Origin of the sequence: Pseudomonas sihuiensis (assembly GCF_900106015.1) — a bacterium.
Taxonomy (GTDB): domain Bacteria; phylum Pseudomonadota; class Gammaproteobacteria; order Pseudomonadales; family Pseudomonadaceae; genus Aquipseudomonas; species Aquipseudomonas sihuiensis.
Map to the genome: position 1 here is coordinate 4,694,124 of NZ_LT629797.1, position 18,158 is coordinate 4,712,281.

Below are 18,158 nucleotides of genomic sequence, written 5' to 3' on the forward strand. Positions count from 1 at the left end.
CATGTCCCGCTATTTTCTCGATGCCCGCCGTCTGGCCAAGCGCTTCCCGCAACCCGGCAACGAGCCGCTGACGGTCTTCGAAGACGTCAGCTTCGGTCTCGACCAGGGCGAGTTCGTCTGCATCATCGGTCACTCCGGCTGTGGCAAGTCGACCATCCTCAACGCCCTGGCCGGGCTCGACAGCTTCAGCGAGGGCACGCTGGAGATGGCCGGCAAGGAGGTCGCCGGGCCCAGCCTCGAGCGCGGCGTGGTGTTCCAGAATTACAGCCTGCTGCCCTGGCTCAGCGCGCTGGAGAACGTCGAGTTCGGTGTACGCGCGCGTTTCCCGCAGTGGTCGAAGGAACAGCGCCGTGCGCACAGCCGCAAGTATCTGGAAATGGTCGGCCTGGGCGGCTCCGAGGCGCGCAAGCCGGCGCAGCTGTCCGGCGGCATGCGCCAGCGCGTGAGCATCGCCCGCGCTTTCGCCACCCAGCCGCAGTTGCTGCTGCTCGATGAACCCTTCGGTGCGCTGGACGCCCTGACCCGAGGGGTGATCCAGGACGAGCTGATCAAGATCTGGAGCGCCACCCAGCAGACGGTGTTCATGATCACTCATGACGTCGACGAGGCGATCCTGCTCTCCGACCGCATCCTGCTGATGACCAACGGCCCGCAGGCGCGCATCGCCGAATCGGTGCGCATCGACCTGCCACGGCCACGGCAGCGCGACCAGGTGATTCACCACCCGGCGTACTACCGCATCCGCAATCACCTCGTGGATTTCCTGGTGAACCGCTCGCACGAGCTGCGCGGCCGCACCGTGGCCGACGAGCAAGGCTTCCCGCCCGAAATCAACCCTGCCCTGGACGAGCCGGCAGCGGCCGCCAGGGTCGTACCTCTGACCCCTGTGAAGGAGTTTCACCATGGATAAGCAACAGATGCGCATCACCATCACCGCCGCCAAAGAGCGCCTTGGCCTGGACTGGGCCGCACTTGGCCAGGGCATCGGCATGTCGCCGGTGTGGACGACCTCCGCCTGCCTGGGCATGAACAGCATGCCCAAGGCGCAGGCAGATGCCCTGTGCGAGATGCTCGAATTGCCGGTGGAGGTCTCCACCGCACTGCAGGCGTTCCCGCACAAGCACTGGGACAAGGCCGTGCCCACCGACCCGTTGATCTACCGCTTCTACGAGATGATCAACGTCTACGGCGAGACCATCAAGGAACTGATCCACGAGGAATTCGGCGACGGCATCATGAGCGCCATCGACTTCAGCATGGACATTTCCCGCGTCGCCGACCCCAAGGGTGACCGCGTGCAGATCGTGCTCAACGGCAAGTTCCTGCCCTATCGCAGCTGGTGAATCGTCGCGGCATATCGTCGCGATGGACAAAAGGCACGGCACCCGCCGTGCCTTTTGTTTTGCGCTCTGCGAAAATGCCCGCACTTTTTTCTAGGACTCTGCCATGACCGCCCTGAAGAACGACCGTTTCCTTCGTGCCCTGCTCAAGCAACCCGTGGATGTCACGCCGATCTGGATGATGCGCCAGGCCGGCCGCTATCTGCCGGAGTACCGCGCGACCCGGGCCAAGGCCGGCGACTTCGTGAGCCTGATGAAGAACCCGGAGCTGGCTTGCGAGGTCACCATCCAGCCGCTGGATCGCTACCCGCAACTGGATGCGGCGATTCTGTTCTCCGACATCCTCACCATTCCCGATGCCATGGGCCAGGGCCTGTACTTCGAGACCGGCGAAGGCCCGCGTTTCAAGAAAGTGGTCAGCAACCTGGCCGACATCGAGGCGCTGTCGGTGCCCGACCCGGAGAAAGATCTGGGCTATGTGATGGACGCCGTGCGCACCATTCGCCGCGAGCTCAATGGCCGCGTGCCGCTGATCGGCTTCTCCGGCAGCCCGTGGACGCTGGCCACCTACATGGTCGAAGGCGGTTCGTCGAAGGACTTCCGCAAGACCAAGGCCATGCTCTACGACAACCCGCAAGCCTTGCACGCGCTGCTCGACAAGCTGGCGCAGTCGGTCACCGCTTATCTGAACGGGCAGGTCCTGGCCGGTGCGCAGGCGGTACAGATCTTCGATTCCTGGGGCGGCGCGCTGTCGGCAGCGGCCTATCAGGAATTCTCCCTGGCCTACATGAAGAAGATCGTCGATGGCCTGATCCGCGAGCACGACGGGCGTCGTGTGCCGGTGATCCTGTTCACCAAGGGCGGCGGCCTGTGGCTCGAATCCCTGGCGGACACCGGCGCAGAGGCGCTGGGCCTGGACTGGACCTGCGACATCGGCAGTGCGCGTGCCCGTGTCGGTGCCAAGGTCGCCCTGCAAGGCAACATGGACCCGGCAGTGCTCTACGCCAAGCCGGCGGCGATCCGTGCCGAGGTGGCGCGCATCCTGGCCGCCTATGGCGACGGTAGCGGCCACGTGTTCAACCTTGGTCACGGCATTACCCCGGAAGTCGACCCGGCTCATGCTGGCGCCTTCTTCGAGGCTGTACATGAGTTGTCGGCGCAGTATCACCAATAAGCCAAGCCGCGGCCGGGCGGCCAGGCCAGTTTGCCTGGCCGCTAGCGATCCCCAGCGCGTGGTGCCACGGGTGCCACGCGCTCCTTCTTTTTGCGCGGTGGAATCAGTCGCACACTGATCACGCTGTCCGTATCACTGTGCTCGAACAGGCTTTCACTGGGTTTTGGTTTGCCGCCGAATAGCGATGGATTGCCGGAGAAACCCACTGGCTCCAACGGGATGCCACGCGGGCTGAGATCCAGCTGGCCGTTACCGTTGCTGTCCTGAAACACCTGCACGGCGTAGCGACCGGGCGGCAGGTCGGTAATAAGCAGTGGCGTTTCCGTTCCCTGCAGTTCGCGCAGGCTGGGTTGCCAGTCCTGTTGGTCGGCTGGCACCAGCGCCAGATAGAGATTTGCCTGATCCTGCTTGCCGTCCACCTCGATCAGCAGATCGCCTGCCCGGAGCGATTGGCAAACGAGTAGCGGAACCAATAGGCAAAGTTGGCACAGGCGGGTTACGGTTTGAAGAATTCTCTGTGGCATAATTTGCGCATTTTGCAGGGAATGCGCCGCGAATGCGTCATGTTTTAGTCGTCCATTTTTCTCAGACTGGCCAATTAGACCGCTTGGCACAATCGGTCTGTGCGCCGCTGCGCGAGTGCGACGACATCCAGGTGGATTTCCTGACGCTGCAGCCGGCCGAACCTTTCCCCTTTCCCTGGCCCTTTCTCGGGTTCTTTCGCATCTTCCCGGAAACCGTGCTGATGAAGCCGCAGCCGTTGCTGCCGCTCGCCGTGGATGCCGACAAGCGCTATGACCTGGTGATCCTGGCCTATCAGGTCTGGTTCCTCTCGCCCTCGCTGCCGTGCACCAGCTTTCTCGCCTCGCCTGAGGCGGCTCGCCTGCTGAAGGATACGCCGGTGGTCACGTTGATCGGTTGCCGCAACATGTGGCTAATGGCGCAGGAGAAGGTCAAGGCGCGCCTACAGGCGCTTGGCGCGAAGCTGGTAGACAACGTGGTGCTGACCGATGCCTGCGGTACGGCTGCCAGCTTCCTGGCTACGCCGCTGTGGATGTTCACCGGCCGGCAGAAGCCCTATAGCTGGGTGCCGCGTGCCGGTATCGACGAACGGGAATTGGCGGCGGCCAGCCGCTTCGGCGACGCTATGGCGCGTCGGCTGCTCGCTGACGAGCTGCCTATCGAAGCACCGATGCTCGCCGGCTTGGGGGCTGTGAAAGTAGATGAGAAATTGATCGCCAGCGAAAAAGTCGGCAACCGTAGTTTCACCCTGTGGAGCCGCCTGCTGTCGGCGCTCGGCCCGCAGCAGAGTCGCCGACGCGGCGCTGGGCTGGTGTTGTATATCGTATTTCTGATTTGCCTGATTCTGACCGTGGTGCCGATCACCGCGCTGTTGAAAAAATTGCTGGCGCCGCTGTTCAAGGCGCGTATCCAGCGAGAGAAGGCCTACTTTGCCGGCCCGTCCGGCGAGTGATGTGACCTGAGGTAAGACCGTGGTAACCCCTGTATTCATCAACCGCATCAGCGCCTGCCTGCCGCACGAGCCCGTGGACAACGAGCAGATGGAAGCGCGCCTGGGCATGGTCGGCGGCAAGCCGTCACGCGCGCGCAAGCTGGTGCTGCGTCGCAACGGCATTGTGCAGCGTCACTACGTCATCGACCCGGCGACCGGCGAGCCAAGCATGAGCAATGCGCAGCTCAGTGCCGAAGCGATACGCGGCTTGCAGGGCGAGGGTTTCGAGCTGAACCAGCTCGACTGCCTGGTAGCCAGCACCTCTTCGCCGGATCAGGTGATGCCGGGCCACGCGGTGATGGTGCACGGTGAACTGGGTAACCCCTCCTGCGAAGTGGCGACCACTGCCGGCATCTGCCTGTGCGGGATGACGGCGCTGAAATACGCCTGGATGAGCGTGGCCAGTGGCGAGAGCCGTACTGCCGTGGCCTGTGGTTCTGAGGTCGCCTCGACGCTGATGCAGGCGCGCAACTTCAACGCCGAGTACGAGAGCCGCGTCGACGAGCTGGAGAGCCACCCGGAGATCGCCTTCGAGAAGGACTTCCTGCGCTGGATGCTGTCCGATGGCGCTGGCGCCGTGCTGTTGCAGGATCATCCTAATCAGAGCGGTCTTAGCCTGCGCATCGACTGGCTGGACATCCTCTCGTTCGCCGACCAGATGCCACCCTGCATGTATGCCGGTGCCGACATGCAGGACGACACCCTGCGCGGCTGGAGCCGCTACGACGCCGATCAGCGTGCGAAGCAGTCGGTGATGGCGATCAAGCAGAACGTCAAGCTGCTCAACGAGAACATCGTCAAGTACACCGTGGAAGAGGCGCTGCGGCGCATCATGCCGCGCCGCGAGCTGCGCGTGGCTGACATCGACTGGTTCCTCCCGCACTACTCCTCGGAGTTCTTCCGCGAGCCGCTGGCCGTGGGTCTGGCCAATGTCGACCTGCCGATCCCGATGGAGCGCTGGTTCACCAACCTGACCAGCAAGGGCAACACCGGTGCGGCGTCGATTTTCATCATCCTTGAAGAGCTGTTCAATGGCGGGCACCTGCGCAGCGGCCAGAGGTTGCTCTGCTACGTGCCCGAAAGCGGGCGCTTTTCCAGTGCGTTCATGCACCTGACGGTGGTCGGCGATGAAGCTTGACGAAGTTCCGCAGGATCCCGGCTCCGCCTATGGCGGGCACAGCAAATTGCTTTATGCCGTCGATGAGGGCGGTCATTACCAGGGCGCACAGAGCGTTGGCTGGGAGCCTGAATCCTATGCCACGCAACTGGCCGTCGCCGAGCTGGAGGCGCAGGAGGCCGAGGCCCTGGCGCTCTGGCAGCGCGGCGAGCTATCACCTCTGAAATGCCTGATGTACCGCTACCGTATGGATGAGCCGGCGCTGGCGCAGATCACTGGTCTGTGGCAATGGCGCGTGCGTCGGCATTTCCGTCCAGATATCTATCGCCGCCTGAGTACCTCCGTGCTGGCGCGCTACGCCGAGGCCTTTGGCCTGACCATCGACGAGTTGCGTCGCTACCAGAGAGAGTTGCCATGACTGCGTTCCAGCACCGTCAGAGCGCCCACTGCGAAAGTGGCGTCATGGCCAGCCTGTTGACCCACGCCGGTTTGCCGATGAGCGAGCCGATGGCTTTCGGCCTGGCGTCGGGTCTGGCCTTCGCCTACCTGCCGATCGTCAAGATCGGTGGCATGCCGCTGATTGCCTACCGCATGCCGCCACGGCACTTGATCAAGACCCTGAGCAAGCGCCTCGGCGTGCGTTTGACCAGTCGCACCTTCTCCAATCCCGAGCAGGGCCGCGTGGCGCTGGATGCGGCGCTCGACAGCGGTCGTCTGGCCGGTCTGCAAAGTTCGGTATTCTGGCTGCCGTATTTCCCGCCGGAGATGCGTTTTCACTTCAATGCGCACAACCTGCTGGCGTATGGGCGCGACGGCGACGAGTACCTGCTCAGCGACCCGGTGTTCGAGGCGCCGGTGCGTTGCGCCAGCGCCGACCTGCAGAAAGCACGCTTCGCCAAGGGCGCGCTGGCGGCCAAGGGCCTGATGTACTACCTCGACGATGTGTCGTCGGAGCAGGATTGGGAGCGCCTGATCCGCCAGAGCGTGCTGTCCACCTCGCGCATCCTCGACGGTATGCCGCTGCCATGGATCGGTATTCGTGGCATCCAGCACCTGGCCAAATGCGTTGAGGCGCTCGACCCTGCTCAGGCCAAGTACAACCGCCTGTACCTGACCCATATCGTGCGCATGCAGGAAGAGATCGGCACCGGCGGTGCGGGCTTTCGCTTCATGTACGCCAGCTTTTTGCAGGAGGCCGGCGAGAAGATCGGTGACGCCAGCCTGCAGGAGGCTTCGGTGCGGCTCACCTCGGTGGGCGACGACTGGCGCCAGTTCGCCTCGGCCTGCGTGCGTGCCAGCCGCAGCAAGGGCGAGGCACCGGACTTCAGGCCGATTGCCGACAGCCTGCGCACGATTGCCGATCAGGAGCGGGCATTGATGAGAGAGTTGGGCGCTTGGGCCAAGCGCAAGGGTTGAGGCTGGCCGCGGTGGGCTGAAGCCCACCCTACAGTTACCGAACCGCATCTGCAGCCCCCGTAGGGTGGGCTTCAGCCCACCAATGCCATCGATAAGTCAGGCTAGAGCTGCAGATGCAGGACTTCGATGCCTGCCGTCAGCCCGGCAAAGTCCTGTGCTTTCGTGGGCGCTTCGACCAACACCGCCTGTGCCTGAAAGTCCCCGTTCTCCTCGATCACCACCAGCAGCGCCTGATCGACCAGGCCGTCGCCGAGATCCAGGGCGGCCAGCGCCTGGAGTTGCTTCCAGACGTTTGGACCTGCGCCGATGAAAAGATTTGGACCTTCCAACCCGAGTTGTGAGGCGACGTGGAAGCCGGCAGCGTTACTCACGCTGTTGACGAACTCGAAGGGCTTGGGTTGGCGCTGATGCACACAAACAGCATCGAGCAAGGCGCCCATGGTGGCGCGGGCCGGATGCTGCGACGCCAGGTACAGGCCGCAGCGGCTATGTACCTGGGCTTTCAATGGCGCCGTGCAGAGCAGGGCCTGCAGGATCAGGCGGTCGATGCGCCGTGGCGGGGCAGCCAGCCACTGGCCCAGAGCGGTCTTGAGATCCTTGTCGGAGCAGCTTGCATCTCCGCGAACGCTGCAAGCGGCGATGACCGGTTTCATACCTGTTCTCCCGTGCAGCGCTGCAGTACCAGGCTGGCATTGTTGCCGCCGAAGCCGAAAAAGTTGGCCAGCAGCAGGCTGTCTGGCTCGATGGTCAGTGGTGCGCCATTCAGTGGCAGCAGGGCTTCGGCGGCGTAGTCCACACCTGGCAGGCTGGCGAGGTTTTCCACGAGCAGCAAAGTTTCGCTGAGGCCGCAGGCGCCCAGGGTATGGCCGAGCCAGGGTTTGAGTACGCACAGCGGCGGCAGCGCGTCGCCGAACAGCAGGCGCACGCCATTACTCTCTGCACGGTCATTGGCACCTGTGGCCGTGCCGTGCAGCTTCACCAGGCCGATCTGCCCGGAGTCGACACCGGCACTGCGCAGGGCCTCACGCATCACCCAGTCGATATGGCTGCCGTCCTCGCAGGTGGTGGTCAGGTTGCTGGTGTCGCAGGCGCTGAAGCCGCCGAGCAGCTTCGCCAGCGGCGCCTCGCCGGGCTCCCGTGCCAGCAGCGTGGCGGCATAGGCTTCGCCAAGAATCAGACCGTCGCGCTCAGGGTGGAAGGGCCGGTAGGCGCCGCTCGGGCTGGTCAGGTCGAGTGCGCCGAATCCTTGCTGGGCGATGGCACTGGGTGTCTCGAAGGCCAGTACCAGTACACGTTCGTAGAGGCCGGCGGCGAGCATCCGTGCGCCATACAGCAGGCCGTTGGCGGCGCTGGTGCAGGCAGTGTTGAGGGTGAAGGCGTCAGCGAAGCCCCAGCGTTGCTGTAGCGTGCGGGCCAGCAGGTCGAGTGTCGTCGAATGCTCCGAACGAAAGCCGCCTTCGCTTGCCACCAGCGTTTCCAGGTCATTGATGTCGAGGCTGGTGCTGGCGACGATCAGTAGGCAGTCGCTCAGGTCTTGCGGCTGTTCACCCAGTGTCTCGCCGATCAGGCGATCAAAACGCTGGTCGCGGCTTTCGCCGCTGTCGGCGACGCTCAGATAGGCGCGCGGTTGCTGCAATTCGTGCAACAGGAACGAGCTGGGAAGCGCACGTGAGCCTTGCCGCAGCGCATTGCCAGCACTGCGCAGCTCGACACCCAGCGCACTGTGCAGGGCGCCGCGCTGGAGGTAGATGGGTGTCACGGCTGCTGCCTGATAAAGGCCGCAATGCTGGCGATGCTGTTGAGAATACGCCGTCCATCCTTGGCGCCCTCGATGCGAACGCCATAGTGCTGCTGCAGGGCCAGGGACACCTGCAGAGCATCGAGGCTGTCCATGGCGATGCGGCTCTGCTGACCGAACAGCGGCTCGTCATCGGCGATGCTCTGCCAGTCGATGTCGTCTTCCTTGTCGCACTCACGGATCAGCAATTGCTTGAGTTCTTGTTCTAGTAGTGTGTGGTCCATTGCGTTTGCTGCACTCGTTTGCGGAACAGGTAAAGCCCGGCGCCGCCCAGCAGGATGGCGAACAGCAGAAGACGGGCACAGTCAGGGGCGATGTCGGCGAGCGTTCCCTGGCCCACCAGCAGGGTCAGGAAGGCGTCCAGCGCCCAGCTCATCGGCGAGATTTCTGCCAGTTGGCTCATGGCCTCGGGCATCACGCTCTTGGGCACCATGATGCCGCCGATTGCGGCGAGGATGATATTGAGGCCACCACCAAGCAGCAACGCCTGTTCGCTGCTACGCGCCAGGGCGGCCAGCAACAGGCCCAGGCTGCAGGCGGCCAGACTCAGGCTCAGGGCCAGTAGCACGTATGGCAGTGGCGAACCGGGAAGGCTCAGGCCGCTCAGCCCGAGCAGCGGTAGCACGTATACGCCGATGGCCAGCAGCAGGGCGAACTGCAACAGGTTGATCACCAGGTAGGGCAGCAGTTTGCTCAGCACCAGGGTGGCAGGGCTCAGGCCCAGCGCGCGGAAGCGCAGCAGCGCGCCGCTCTGCTGTTCGCGCTGGAAGCCGCCGGCCATCGGCAGGGCGACGAAGAACATGCCGAAGATCAGCCAGGCTGGCACGCTCAACTGGCTGGCGTTGGCCTTGCCGCTGAGCTCGCCGCTGGCCAGCACCTGCAGCTCGCTGAGCTGGCTTTGGGTACGCTGGCGGATGAGTTGCAGGCGCTGCTCTGCGTCCATGTCCTGCGGCAGTGCGTCGCTGTCTTCCAGGTAGGCGAGCAGGCGGGTCTGGGCCAGGGCGATGTTGACCGCGGCGCGCAGGCGCTGACGGGTCTGACTGTCGACGCGCGCGGGATAGGTCAGTGCGGGGCCTGTGTGCGGCGTGTCCAGCAGCGTCTCGCTAAAGTCATCGGCAAGGATGATGTGCGGTAGAGCTTCGTCGCTGCTGACGAGCACCCGGCTGCCTGGCAGTTGCTCCTGCAAGGCCTGTTGGAAGAACGCACTGGCCTCGCTGTGCTGCGGAGCCGCGAGCACAAGGTCGAGGGGCGGCGGCTGGTCGCTCAGGTAGTTGGACAGCGCGGCGGCCATCAGCACGAGAAACAGGATCGGCATGATGAACAGCACCGCCAGCGCATGCGGGTCGCGTAGCAGCAGCAGGCATTCCTTGCGCACCAGCGCCAGCAACGGGGTCACAGGCGGCCTCCGTTGAGGCTCAGATAGAGCTGCTCCAACGAGGGCCGGCCAAAGCGCAGCAGGCTCGGTGGGCTCGGCTGTGTGGCAAGGAACTGGGTGATCGCCAGCAATTGCTGGCTGTCCAGATTGCCGATGCGCAGGCCGTCGGGCAGCGTCTCGGCGCTCAGCTGCAGCTGGTCGAGCAGTTGCTGAAAACCGGCGGGAACCTGCTCCGGCCATTCCAGCAACAGGCCGTGGCCGCCATCGAGCAACTGCTGCTTGTCGACATCGAGACGTACCTTGCCTTCATGCAGCAGCAGGATGCGCCCAGCCACGCGCTCGACCTCGTCCAGATAGTGGCTGGTGTAGATCACCCCATGGCCTTGCGCAGCGAGTCGCTCTACGGCATCGAGCAGCAGTTGCCGGCTGCCGGCATCGACGCCGACTGTGGCTTCATCGAACAGATACAGGCGCGCCGGCTGCAAAAGGCCGATGGCGAAATTCAGACGACGTTGCTCGCCACCGGACAGGCGTGCGGCGCGGCGCGACAGCTTGTCTTCGAGGGCGCAGCTGGCGATGCACAGCTCCAGGCGTTGGCGGCGCTGGGCGCCGTGCAGGCGGTACAGATCGGCGAACAGCGCGAGGTTTTCGGCGACCGTGAGCTCGGCGTAGAACGCCAGTTGCTGCGGCACCAGGCCCAGACTACGCGGGCCATCCCAACGAATAGCGCCCTGCTGCAGGGTGAGGGTATCGCTAAGCAGCGCGAGCAGTGTGGTCTTGCCTGCGCCATTGCTGCCGAGCAGGCCCAGGCACTGGCCTTCTTCTAGCTGCAGATCGATGCCTTGCAGAGCCGAAGCGTCTGCACCTGGGTAGCGAAAACTGACGTCACGTAACTCAAGCACGGACGAGTACCAGCAGCAGTTTGCCGTCCAGCAGCATTTGGCTGCCAGCCTGTATGGCAAAGGCGTAGAGTGCGCCGGCGGGGCTCAACGCCTCCTGTTGGGCGCTGACCAGCAGCGGCTCTGCACAGCGTGTGACCGGGTGCAGATTGAGCTGGGAAAGTTTGCCGACCAGGGCCATTTCAATGGCATCCGCTTCGCCGTATAGGGCACCATGTGCGGCGCAAAGTTGGGCTGCGGCCTCGAACAGCAGGCAAGGCGAGGCATTTTCGCCAAGCTTGTCGAGATGATGCCAGGCGCTGAGTCCGCGGATATTGAGGCTGTCATGATCGACCAATGCATCCAGCCAGAGAGCGTCGCCCTGGTGCGGCAGCAGTGTGTGCAGTTGGGTACGATCCATGGCGGTCGGTCGGTGCATACGGGCGACGCAGTGTATCAGAGCAGGGATAGAGGGAGGATGCAGTGACGATCTGGCAGTTGGTGGCTTTTGTGGCGCTCAGCGCATTGCTGGTGGGAATTTCATGGCGCACCCTGGGCAATCCACGCAGTCACGGGTTCTATCGTTTTCTTGCGTGGGAGGTGATGGCGCTGATGCTGGTACTCAATGCGCCGTTCTGGTTCGGCGACCGGGGTGAACTGCATCAGCGCATATCCTGGGTGCTGCTGAGTCTTTCGCTGGCAGTGCTGTTCGCTGGCGTGTACCAGATGCGCCGTTTTGGTCAGGCCGGTGAGCAGCGCCAGGATGATGAGCTATTTGCTTTCGAACGCACGTCGCAGCTGGTGACGGGCGGCATCTTCCGCTACATCCGGCACCCCATGTACTGCTCGTTGCTGCTGCTGGCCTGGGGCATCGCTTTCAAGCGTATCGATATGCTGATCGTGTTGCTGGCAGTGCTCTCCAGCGTGCTGCTGTGGTGTGCCGCGCGTTGTGAGGAGCGCGAGTGCCTGGCCTATTTCGGCGAGGCCTACCGCGAGTATATGGGGCGTAGCTGGATGTTCTTGCCACTCGTGCTCTGAGATCTCAGCGCTCAGCTGCTCTATTGTCCGCTCTGGTGCTCCAGCAGAAGCTGCCGATAGGCGCGTTGATAATCCTCATAGCCGAGCTTTTGCTGCTGCAGCTCACGCACGCGTTCATCCAGGCTCTTGCGTGGCTCGGCTGTCGAGTGGGTCTGTGCGGGAGGTGGGGCTGCGCTGCTCAACTGTGCGCTGGCCAGCAGCTCGTCGATGACCGGGTCTATCTTGCTTTTGGTGCCTTGCCATTTCATCAGCGACAGGCCGCCCTTGCCGCGCAGGTGATAGTTGGCTTTGGCCAGTGTCTGGCGCCGCGGGCCGAGGATGGTGATTTCGGCGGTGGATAGGTACGGCGCCATGTCCCAGGAGCGGCGGGCGGTGTAAGTCACCACGTAAGGGCAGTCTGCTCTGGGAATCTGCGAGTAGATCTGCGTCTGGATTCCATGCCGTGCGAAGCCTTCCTGCAGTACGGGCACGAAGTCGTTGACCTGAACTTTTGGGTTCTCTTCGATACACATCTGGTCGGCCGCCGCCTTTAGTGGCGTGACCCGGGTAGCAGTGCAACCGCCTAGTAGGGTTACCGTTGCGAGCAAGAGCAGTGCAATGCGTAGTTTCGACATGGGAGAGGGCTTCCTTGCGTGAGAAGGCCACCTCGACGGTGGCCTTTGCGTGAGTGCCGCTGGTGTCACTTCACCTTGGCGTATTTGGCCTTCAGCGCGACACCGGCCATGATGGCGCCGGCATGGCATTCGTATTTGCTGTCGTCACGGTATTCCTTGTTCTTGTAGTTGCTGGCCAGGTCGACCACTGCGTTGGCTCCGGCGGCCTTGGCAGCGTTCTGCAACTTGATCAGGGCCGATTGCAGAACCCAGCTGCAGGCTTCCTCATCGCTCTTGTTGAAGGCGTTGGTCTTCTGGCTGGTGGTGACGTTGGCGTTGATGATCTGAGCACCAGCCGGGGTCTTGTTCAGGTAGAACTTCACTGAACCGTCGAGACGACCAGCCTGGGTGGCTTCGTTGACCACCGACTGGAAGTCGAGGAAGTGAGCGGTGTCGCGCGCCTGGCTGAGGCCGGGCATCAGGGCGACGGAGAGAAGTGCGGCAGTGCTCCAGATTTTTGCTTGCATGGTTATCTCCTTGAATATCACTGTATGTAAAAGCTCGTTCAACGTCTGCTGCGCTTGGGCCTGTAGCACTGATGAACAGGCCGTTACCAACCAGGCACCTGCTAGAAGGACGCCCTGTTCAGTTCCTGCTGGATGCTGCGATCCAGATTATGGATCCACTTGTTGTAGTTGCGATGGATCTTGCCGTCTTTGTAGCCAAGGTTCTGGCTGTCGCGGTAGCGGATCGAATAGCTCGACGCGCTGTAGGGAATGGTGATCTCGGCCTGGTGACTGCGTCGCTGAATCAACGCCATGATGTTGCCCCGGTCGGCACGCTCGACCGTCCACTGGCGGCTTTGCAGCGCGGCGAGAATAGCCCTGCGCATATCATCCTCATTCCTGGCCGCCGAAGTGGGTGTGCGGTTCTCAATGTTCATCACCGGCTTTGACGTACAGGCTGCGACGCCCAGCAGCAACGCAACGATCAGAGCAAATCGAGTGAAACGAGACATCATCCATGTTCCTTGTCAGTTGAAGGTCATTGCCAGCGCTTGAAGATCAGCGAGGTGTTCACGCCACCAAAGGCGAAGTTGTTGTTCATCACGTATTCATGGCTCATCTGGCGGAACTCGCCGCGCAGATAGTCCAGCTCACCGCAGGCCGGGTCGATTTCGTCCAGGTTCAGGGTGTAGACATAACTGTCCGAATTCATCATCTCGATGCTGAACCAGGACTCCAGCGCCCCGCAGGCGCCCAGGGTATGGCCGAGGTAGCTCTTCTGCGAGCTGATCGGCATCTGTGCGCCGAACAGGCTGCTGGTGGCCAGGGTCTCGGCGACGTCGCCCTGTTCGGTAGCGGTGCCATGGCCGTTGACGTAACCGATTGCCGAGGGTTCCAGGCCGGCGTCATCGAGTGCCAGCTGCATGGCGCCGCGCATGGTTTCCTGCACCGGCTTGGTGGCGTGCTGACCGTCGGAGTTGCAGCCGAAACCGACGATCTCGGCATGGATGGTGGCACCGCGGGCGAGGGCGTGCTCCAGCTCTTCGAGCACCAGGATGCCGGCGCCTTCGCCGATTACCAGGCCGTCACGGCCGCTGTCGTAGGGGCGCGGGCTGGTGTGTGGCGCGTCGTTCTTCAGGCTGGTGGCGTACAGCGCGTCGAAGACCATGGCTTCGGTCGGGCACAGCTCCTCGGCACCACCGGCGAGCATCATCTTCAGGCGACCGAACTTGATCGCCTCGTAGGCGTAGCCGATGCCCTGGCTGCCACTGGTGCAGGCGCTGGAGGTCGGGATCAGGCGGCCCTTGAGGCCGAAGAAGATGCTGATATTGGCCGCCGTGGTGTGCGGCATCATGCGGATATAGGAGTTGGCATTGAGGCCGTCCGCCACCGAGTTCAGCAGCATGTTACCGAAGGCCTTGACCTCCTCGGTGCTGCCGGTGGACGAGCCGCAGGCTACACCCATGCGCCCGTCAGCGATGCACGGATCGCCGAGCAGGCCGGCGTGCTCCATGGCGCGTTCGGCGGCATACACGGCCAGCTTGGACACCCGGCCCATGCTACGGGTCTGCTTGCGGTTCCAGTGCTTGGGCTGGACGAAATCGTCCACCGGCCCACCCAGACGGGTGTTCAGCTCGGTGAAGCGGTCCCATTCGTCCATGCGCCGGATACCACTCTTGCCGGCCTTGAACGCGGCCGAGATGGTTGGCCAGTCGCTGCCCAGCGAGGTGATACCGGCCATGCCGGTGACGACTACACGTTTCATCAACACAAACCACCATTCACCGCGAGAACCTGGCGCGTAATGTACGCCGCCTCGTCGGACATCAGAAAGTTCACCGCACCGGCTACCTCTTCGGGGGTGCCCGTGCGGGCGGCCGGGATCATCTTGAGAATCTCGTCCACCGGGACCAGCTCGTCGAGGATCTCGGTATCGATCAGGCCAGGTGCTACGCAGTTGACGGTGATCTTGCGCTTGGCCAGTTCGATTGCCAGGGCTTTGGCAGCGCCGATCACGCCGGCCTTGGACGCACTGTAGTTGACCTGACCGCGGTTGCCGACCAGACCCGACACCGAGGTGATGCAGACGATACGACCTGGTGCGCGGCGACGAATCATCGGCATGGTCAGCGGGTGCAGCACATTGTAGAAACCGTCCAGGTTGGTGCGCAGCACCTGATCCCAGTCCTCCTCGGACAGCGCCGGGAAGGCGCCGTCGCGGGTCAGGCCGGCGTTGCACACCACGCCGTAGTAGGCGCTGTGTTGCTCGACATCGGCCTCCAGCGCCTCGCGGCAAGCGGCGCGATCGGATACGTCGAACTGCAGGATGCGCGCCTGGCGACCCAGCTCGGCGATCTGCGCCTGCACGGTTTCGGCCTCATCGCGGCGCGAACGGCAGTGCAGGACGATGTCATGGCCCGAGCGCGCCAGGCGCAGGGCGATGGCGCGGCCGATGCCGCGGCTGGAGCCGGTGACCAGAACGGTGGGGGCGGAAGTGCTTTCAGTCATGGGATTGTTCTTGCTGCTCTTGTAGATAGACCGCCGGCTGCGGCGGGCGGAACACATTGAGACGGGCTTCGGCATGGATGTCAGGGCCTTGCAGATGGCATTCGAACACGCCCATGCCGTTGTCGTCCTGCAGCGAGCACAGGGCGCGGATGCGCAGCTCGCTGCCAGCGGGGAAACACTCGACGTTGCAGGCGTACTTGCGCGTGCCTAGCAGAAAACCCAGTTCCACCGGCAAACCGGCGCGCTTGGCCTGGACGCCGGCGAAAGCGGCGATGGCCTGCGCCATCAGCTCGATGCCGGTCCAGGCTGGCAGGTTGCCGTCGGCATCGCTGAGCAGGCCGTCCGGGCGTACGACGAGGCGTACCTCGATCGCTTCGCTATCGCAGCTCAATACTTCATCGAGCAGCACCATGTTGCCCGCGTGGGGCACCAGTTCGGCGACGGGCCACAGGCTCATGGGGCATCTCCCAGGATCAGTGCGACGTTGTTGCCGCCGAAGGCGAAGGAGTTGCTCATCAGGTAGCGGCCCTGGTCACGTGCCAGGCGGTCGCCAGGCCGGACGAGTTGGAGGGGCGCCAGTTCGGGGTCGTGCTGGCCATCCCAGAGGTGCGGTGGCAGCAGGCCGTCGCGGTTGTATTGGCTCAGGGTCAGCCAGCAGAAGGCAGCTTCCAGCGCGCCGGCGGCGCCCAGGGTGTGGCCGGTCATAGGTTTGCTCGAGGAGCAAGGCAGACCCGTGGGGAACAGGGCGTGCACGGCCTTGCTCTCCATCACGTCGTTATGCCGCGTAGCGGTGCCATGCAGGTTGAGATAGTCGATTTCACTGGCGGCGATGCCGGCGTTGGCCAGCGCCTTCTCCATGGCTGCACGGGCACCGAGGCCTTCCGGGTGCGGTGCGGAGATATGGTGGGCGTCGGAGGTGGCGCCACCGCCGAAGAAGGCGATGGGGCCGTGCTCGCGGGTCATCAGAAACAACGCCGCCGCCTCACCGATATTGATGCCGTGGCGGTTCACCGAGAACGGATTGCAGGGTTCGGCCGAAACCGCCTCCAGCGACGAGAAGCCATTCAGGGTGAGGCGACACAGGCTGTCGACGCCACCGCAGATCACTGCATCGCAGAGACCCTGACTGAGCAGGCGATGAGCGCTGAGCATGGCACGGGCGCTGGAGGTGCAGGCTGTGGACTGGCAGTACACCGGGCCAGTCAGGCCCAGCCAGTCGGCGAGGAAGTTAGCCGGTGCGGCCATTTCCTGTTGGGCGTAGTTGTATTCGGCGGGCAGCGTGCCTTCGTTGAGATGGTGCGCGATATGCTCGCCCGCTTCGCGGATGCCTGAGGTGCTGGTGCCCAGCACCAGGCCGACGCGCTGCGCGCCGAAACGGGTGATGGCTGCGCGCAGCTCGGGCTCGATCTGTTGCGCAGCGGCCAGCAGCAACTGGTTGTTGCGGCTGTGGGAGGCCTCGAAATCTGCAGGCATGGCGGGAAGATCGACGTGCACGGCGCCTACCGTCAGGCTGCGATCGTTGACCCAGCCCTCTTCGGCGCGCATGCCCGAGGTGTCACCGGCGAACAGCGCATCGGCCACGGCTTGCTTGCCTTCGCCGAGTGCACAGAGCAGGCCGAGTGCATTGAGGTAGCCGGGGGTTGGGGAGCGGGGCATCAGTCGCTTTCTTCCAGGTTCAGTGCGCGTATCCGGTAGTTCAGGCCGGTTTTGCCAAGGGTGAAATCCACAGGGCCGTGGTAATCGATGGTCCAGTCTGGCGCGAGTCGGCGCCGCTCATCGTTCTCCTGTTGCCAACTGCCAGCCGGGTAAGCCGGCAGCGCGTCGGCGCGGGTCAGGGCGAACAGCAGTGCGGCGAACAGCTCGCGGGCCTCGGTGTTGGGTGGCAACAGGCCGTCGTTGCGCCATTGTCCGGCATCCAGTAGCTGGCGCGCCTGCGGGATACCGAGCGGGTCCATCAGCGACCAGCGCAGGGCAGGACCCTCCTGCTGGATCACCAGTAGCCAGTCCTGACGCACGTCTGCCTGTTCACGCTGGATCTGCAGGGTGAGCGGCAGCGTTGCGACCAATGCCGGGGCCACTGACGGCACAGGGGTGCGTGCAGCGCAGGCGCCCAGCAGCAGGCTGGCGACGAGCAGGAGTATGCGTGGCATCACGGTTTGCACGCCACTACGTTGAGCAGCGTTTCGTCGCGTTGGCCGACGGGTTTTGGCCGCATCAGCCCCCAGCGCTCCAGCAGGCCGAAGTCCTTGGCCCGGCTCCACCACAGATAGGGGTAGGAAACGCTGGCATCGTCGAACTGGAAGCCCTGGTCGCGCAGCATGTCCAGGTACTGTTCGGCACTGCGTTGTACGTGCATCGGATGGCGGAACAGCCAGCGGATCACCCAGGTGTCGATGTAGAACTTGGTCGATTCGGCCAGTAGCAGACGGCCACCGGGTTTGAGCACGCGCCAGAACTCGGCCAGGGCTTTCTCCTGCTCCACCAGATGATGCAGCGTCTGATGGCAGAACAGCAGGTCGACGCTGGCGTCGGGCAGGTCGATGGAGGCGCAGTCACTGGCGATCAGTTCGACCTTCAGGCCCAGGCGCTCGGCCTCGCGGTGCGAGCACTCGAGGCTGTGCGGATCGGCGTCGAGACCGATCATCCGCGCCGGTGCGAAGGCGGCGTTGAGCAGACCGAAGGAGCGGCCCTGACCGCAGCCGGCATCGAGCAGCACGGGCGCTTGTGGCAACGGGCTGCCGGTAAGGCGCACCAGGTCGTTGATCGCTACCCGCAGCACATGGTGTTGCCACACGTGGCTCTGCAGGAACCAGAAGCCGAAGCGGGTTTCTTCGACGTAGGTGGGCGAGACGGGACGGAGAGTGGTCATCGACGATCCTTGTTTAGGACCTATTTACGAGCT

At 63.7% G+C, this 18,158-nt stretch carries 24 protein-coding genes; 8 read left to right on the plus strand and 16 right to left on the minus strand.

Features of this window, described 5'->3' with window-relative positions; translation table 11 throughout:
* Position 1 precedes the first annotated feature (1 nt).
* From BLT86_RS22015 to hemE, 3 genes are all read left to right on the plus strand, one after another.
* Positions 2–910 carry an ABC transporter ATP-binding protein gene (locus BLT86_RS22015; RefSeq protein ID WP_092379628.1) on the plus strand — a complete coding sequence of 303 codons (909 nt, stop codon included), beginning with the start codon at positions 2–4 and terminating at the stop codon, positions 908–910.
* Positions 903–1,343: a cyanase gene (cynS, locus tag BLT86_RS22020; RefSeq protein WP_017678553.1), complete on the plus strand. Its 441-nt coding sequence runs from the start codon at positions 903–905 to the stop codon at positions 1,341–1,343. The genes BLT86_RS22015 and cynS overlap by 8 nt, the downstream gene beginning before the upstream one ends.
* Positions 1,344–1,446: 103 nt before the next feature.
* Complete coding sequence (gene hemE, locus BLT86_RS22025; RefSeq protein WP_092379632.1) at positions 1,447–2,514, plus strand: uroporphyrinogen decarboxylase; 1,068 nt, start codon at positions 1,447–1,449, stop codon at positions 2,512–2,514.
* A 41-nt stretch (positions 2,515–2,555) separates the two neighbouring features.
* On the opposite strand, the gene BLT86_RS22030 is transcribed toward hemE, so the two are convergent.
* Complete coding sequence (locus BLT86_RS22030; protein WP_017678555.1) at positions 2,556–2,933, minus strand: DUF2141 domain-containing protein; 378 nt, start codon at positions 2,931–2,933, stop codon at positions 2,556–2,558.
* 137 nt (positions 2,934–3,070) lie between these two features.
* On the opposite strand from BLT86_RS22030, the gene BLT86_RS22035 reads away from it, so the two are divergent.
* The 4 genes from BLT86_RS22035 to BLT86_RS22050 are packed head-to-tail and all read left to right on the plus strand — an operon-like array spanning position 3,071 to position 6,560.
* The gene (locus BLT86_RS22035) at positions 3,071–3,988 is read left to right on the plus strand and encodes a hypothetical protein (RefSeq protein WP_026088729.1); all 918 of its coding nucleotides are present in this window, start codon (positions 3,071–3,073) and stop codon (positions 3,986–3,988) included.
* 19 nt (positions 3,989–4,007) lie between these two features.
* On the plus strand, positions 4,008–5,165 hold the full coding sequence (locus BLT86_RS22040) for a beta-ketoacyl-ACP synthase III (RefSeq protein ID WP_017678557.1): 1,158 nt from the start codon (positions 4,008–4,010) through the stop codon (positions 5,163–5,165).
* On the plus strand, positions 5,155–5,562 hold the full coding sequence (locus tag BLT86_RS22045) for a hypothetical protein (protein WP_017678558.1): 408 nt from the start codon (positions 5,155–5,157) through the stop codon (positions 5,560–5,562). Before BLT86_RS22040 ends, BLT86_RS22045 begins: the two co-directional genes overlap by 11 nt.
* Positions 5,559–6,560: a BtrH N-terminal domain-containing protein gene (locus BLT86_RS22050; protein ID WP_017678559.1), complete on the plus strand. Its 1,002-nt coding sequence runs from the start codon at positions 5,559–5,561 to the stop codon at positions 6,558–6,560. Before BLT86_RS22045 ends, BLT86_RS22050 begins: the two co-directional genes overlap by 4 nt.
* 101 nt (positions 6,561–6,661) lie before the next feature.
* Here the strand turns inward: BLT86_RS22050 and BLT86_RS22055 are convergent, their stop codons facing one another.
* From BLT86_RS22055 to BLT86_RS22080, 6 genes are read right to left on the minus strand one after another with little or no spacing between them, the layout of a single operon-like run.
* On the minus strand, positions 6,662–7,213 hold the full coding sequence (locus BLT86_RS22055) for a hypothetical protein (RefSeq protein WP_017678560.1): 552 nt from the start codon (positions 7,211–7,213) through the stop codon (positions 6,662–6,664).
* The gene (locus tag BLT86_RS22060) at positions 7,210–8,319 is read right to left on the minus strand and encodes a beta-ketoacyl synthase N-terminal-like domain-containing protein (protein WP_017678561.1); all 1,110 of its coding nucleotides are present in this window, start codon (positions 8,317–8,319) and stop codon (positions 7,210–7,212) included. Before BLT86_RS22060 ends, BLT86_RS22055 begins: the two co-directional genes overlap by 4 nt.
* On the minus strand, positions 8,316–8,582 hold the full coding sequence (locus tag BLT86_RS22065) for an acyl carrier protein (protein WP_026088730.1): 267 nt from the start codon (positions 8,580–8,582) through the stop codon (positions 8,316–8,318). Before BLT86_RS22065 ends, BLT86_RS22060 begins: the two co-directional genes overlap by 4 nt.
* Complete coding sequence (locus tag BLT86_RS22070; RefSeq protein WP_017678563.1) at positions 8,564–9,754, minus strand: ABC transporter permease; 1,191 nt, start codon at positions 9,752–9,754, stop codon at positions 8,564–8,566. Before BLT86_RS22070 ends, BLT86_RS22065 begins: the two co-directional genes overlap by 19 nt.
* Complete coding sequence (locus tag BLT86_RS22075; protein ID WP_017678564.1) at positions 9,751–10,635, minus strand: ABC transporter ATP-binding protein; 885 nt, start codon at positions 10,633–10,635, stop codon at positions 9,751–9,753. Before BLT86_RS22075 ends, BLT86_RS22070 begins: the two co-directional genes overlap by 4 nt.
* On the minus strand, positions 10,628–11,032 hold the full coding sequence (locus tag BLT86_RS22080) for a beta-hydroxyacyl-ACP dehydratase (protein WP_017678565.1): 405 nt from the start codon (positions 11,030–11,032) through the stop codon (positions 10,628–10,630). Before BLT86_RS22080 ends, BLT86_RS22075 begins: the two co-directional genes overlap by 8 nt.
* Before the next feature lie 62 nt (positions 11,033–11,094).
* On the opposite strand from BLT86_RS22080, the gene BLT86_RS22085 reads away from it, so the two are divergent.
* Entirely contained in the window at positions 11,095–11,649 is a 555-nt protein-coding gene (locus BLT86_RS22085; RefSeq protein ID WP_017678566.1) for a methyltransferase family protein, read from the plus strand.
* Positions 11,650–11,669: 20 nt separating this feature from the next.
* On the opposite strand, the gene BLT86_RS22090 is transcribed toward BLT86_RS22085, so the two are convergent.
* The 9 genes from BLT86_RS22090 to BLT86_RS22130 all read right to left on the minus strand — a co-directional run bounded on the left by BLT86_RS22090 (position 11,670) and on the right by BLT86_RS22130 (position 18,125).
* Positions 11,670–12,263: an Sbal_3080 family lipoprotein gene (locus BLT86_RS22090; protein ID WP_033377663.1), complete on the minus strand. Its 594-nt coding sequence runs from the start codon at positions 12,261–12,263 to the stop codon at positions 11,670–11,672.
* Between the two features lie 65 nt (positions 12,264–12,328).
* A complete protein-coding gene (locus BLT86_RS22095; RefSeq protein ID WP_017678568.1) occupies positions 12,329–12,769 on the minus strand; it encodes a hypothetical protein in 441 nt (146 codons plus the stop codon).
* Between the two features lie 101 nt (positions 12,770–12,870).
* A complete protein-coding gene (locus BLT86_RS22100; protein ID WP_169886821.1) occupies positions 12,871–13,260 on the minus strand; it encodes a hypothetical protein in 390 nt (129 codons plus the stop codon).
* Between the two features lie 26 nt (positions 13,261–13,286).
* Entirely contained in the window at positions 13,287–14,513 is a 1,227-nt protein-coding gene (locus tag BLT86_RS22105; RefSeq protein WP_017678570.1) for a beta-ketoacyl-ACP synthase, read from the minus strand.
* On the minus strand, positions 14,513–15,256 hold the full coding sequence (gene fabG, locus BLT86_RS22110; protein ID WP_017678571.1) for a 3-oxoacyl-ACP reductase FabG: 744 nt from the start codon (positions 15,254–15,256) through the stop codon (positions 14,513–14,515). Before fabG ends, BLT86_RS22105 begins: the two co-directional genes overlap by 1 nt.
* Positions 15,249–15,713, minus strand: a complete 465-nt coding sequence (locus BLT86_RS22115) for an ApeP family dehydratase (protein ID WP_017678572.1) — start codon at positions 15,711–15,713, stop codon at positions 15,249–15,251. Before BLT86_RS22115 ends, fabG begins: the two co-directional genes overlap by 8 nt.
* Entirely contained in the window at positions 15,710–16,912 is a 1,203-nt protein-coding gene (locus BLT86_RS22120; RefSeq protein ID WP_017678573.1) for a beta-ketoacyl-[acyl-carrier-protein] synthase family protein, read from the minus strand. Before BLT86_RS22120 ends, BLT86_RS22115 begins: the two co-directional genes overlap by 4 nt.
* Complete coding sequence (locus BLT86_RS22125; RefSeq protein ID WP_017678574.1) at positions 16,912–17,406, minus strand: hypothetical protein; 495 nt, start codon at positions 17,404–17,406, stop codon at positions 16,912–16,914. The genes BLT86_RS22120 and BLT86_RS22125 overlap by 1 nt, the downstream gene beginning before the upstream one ends.
* Entirely contained in the window at positions 17,406–18,125 is a 720-nt protein-coding gene (locus BLT86_RS22130) for a class I SAM-dependent methyltransferase (protein ID WP_092379635.1), read from the minus strand. The genes BLT86_RS22125 and BLT86_RS22130 overlap by 1 nt, the downstream gene beginning before the upstream one ends.
* Between the last annotated feature and the right edge of the window lie 33 nt (positions 18,126–18,158).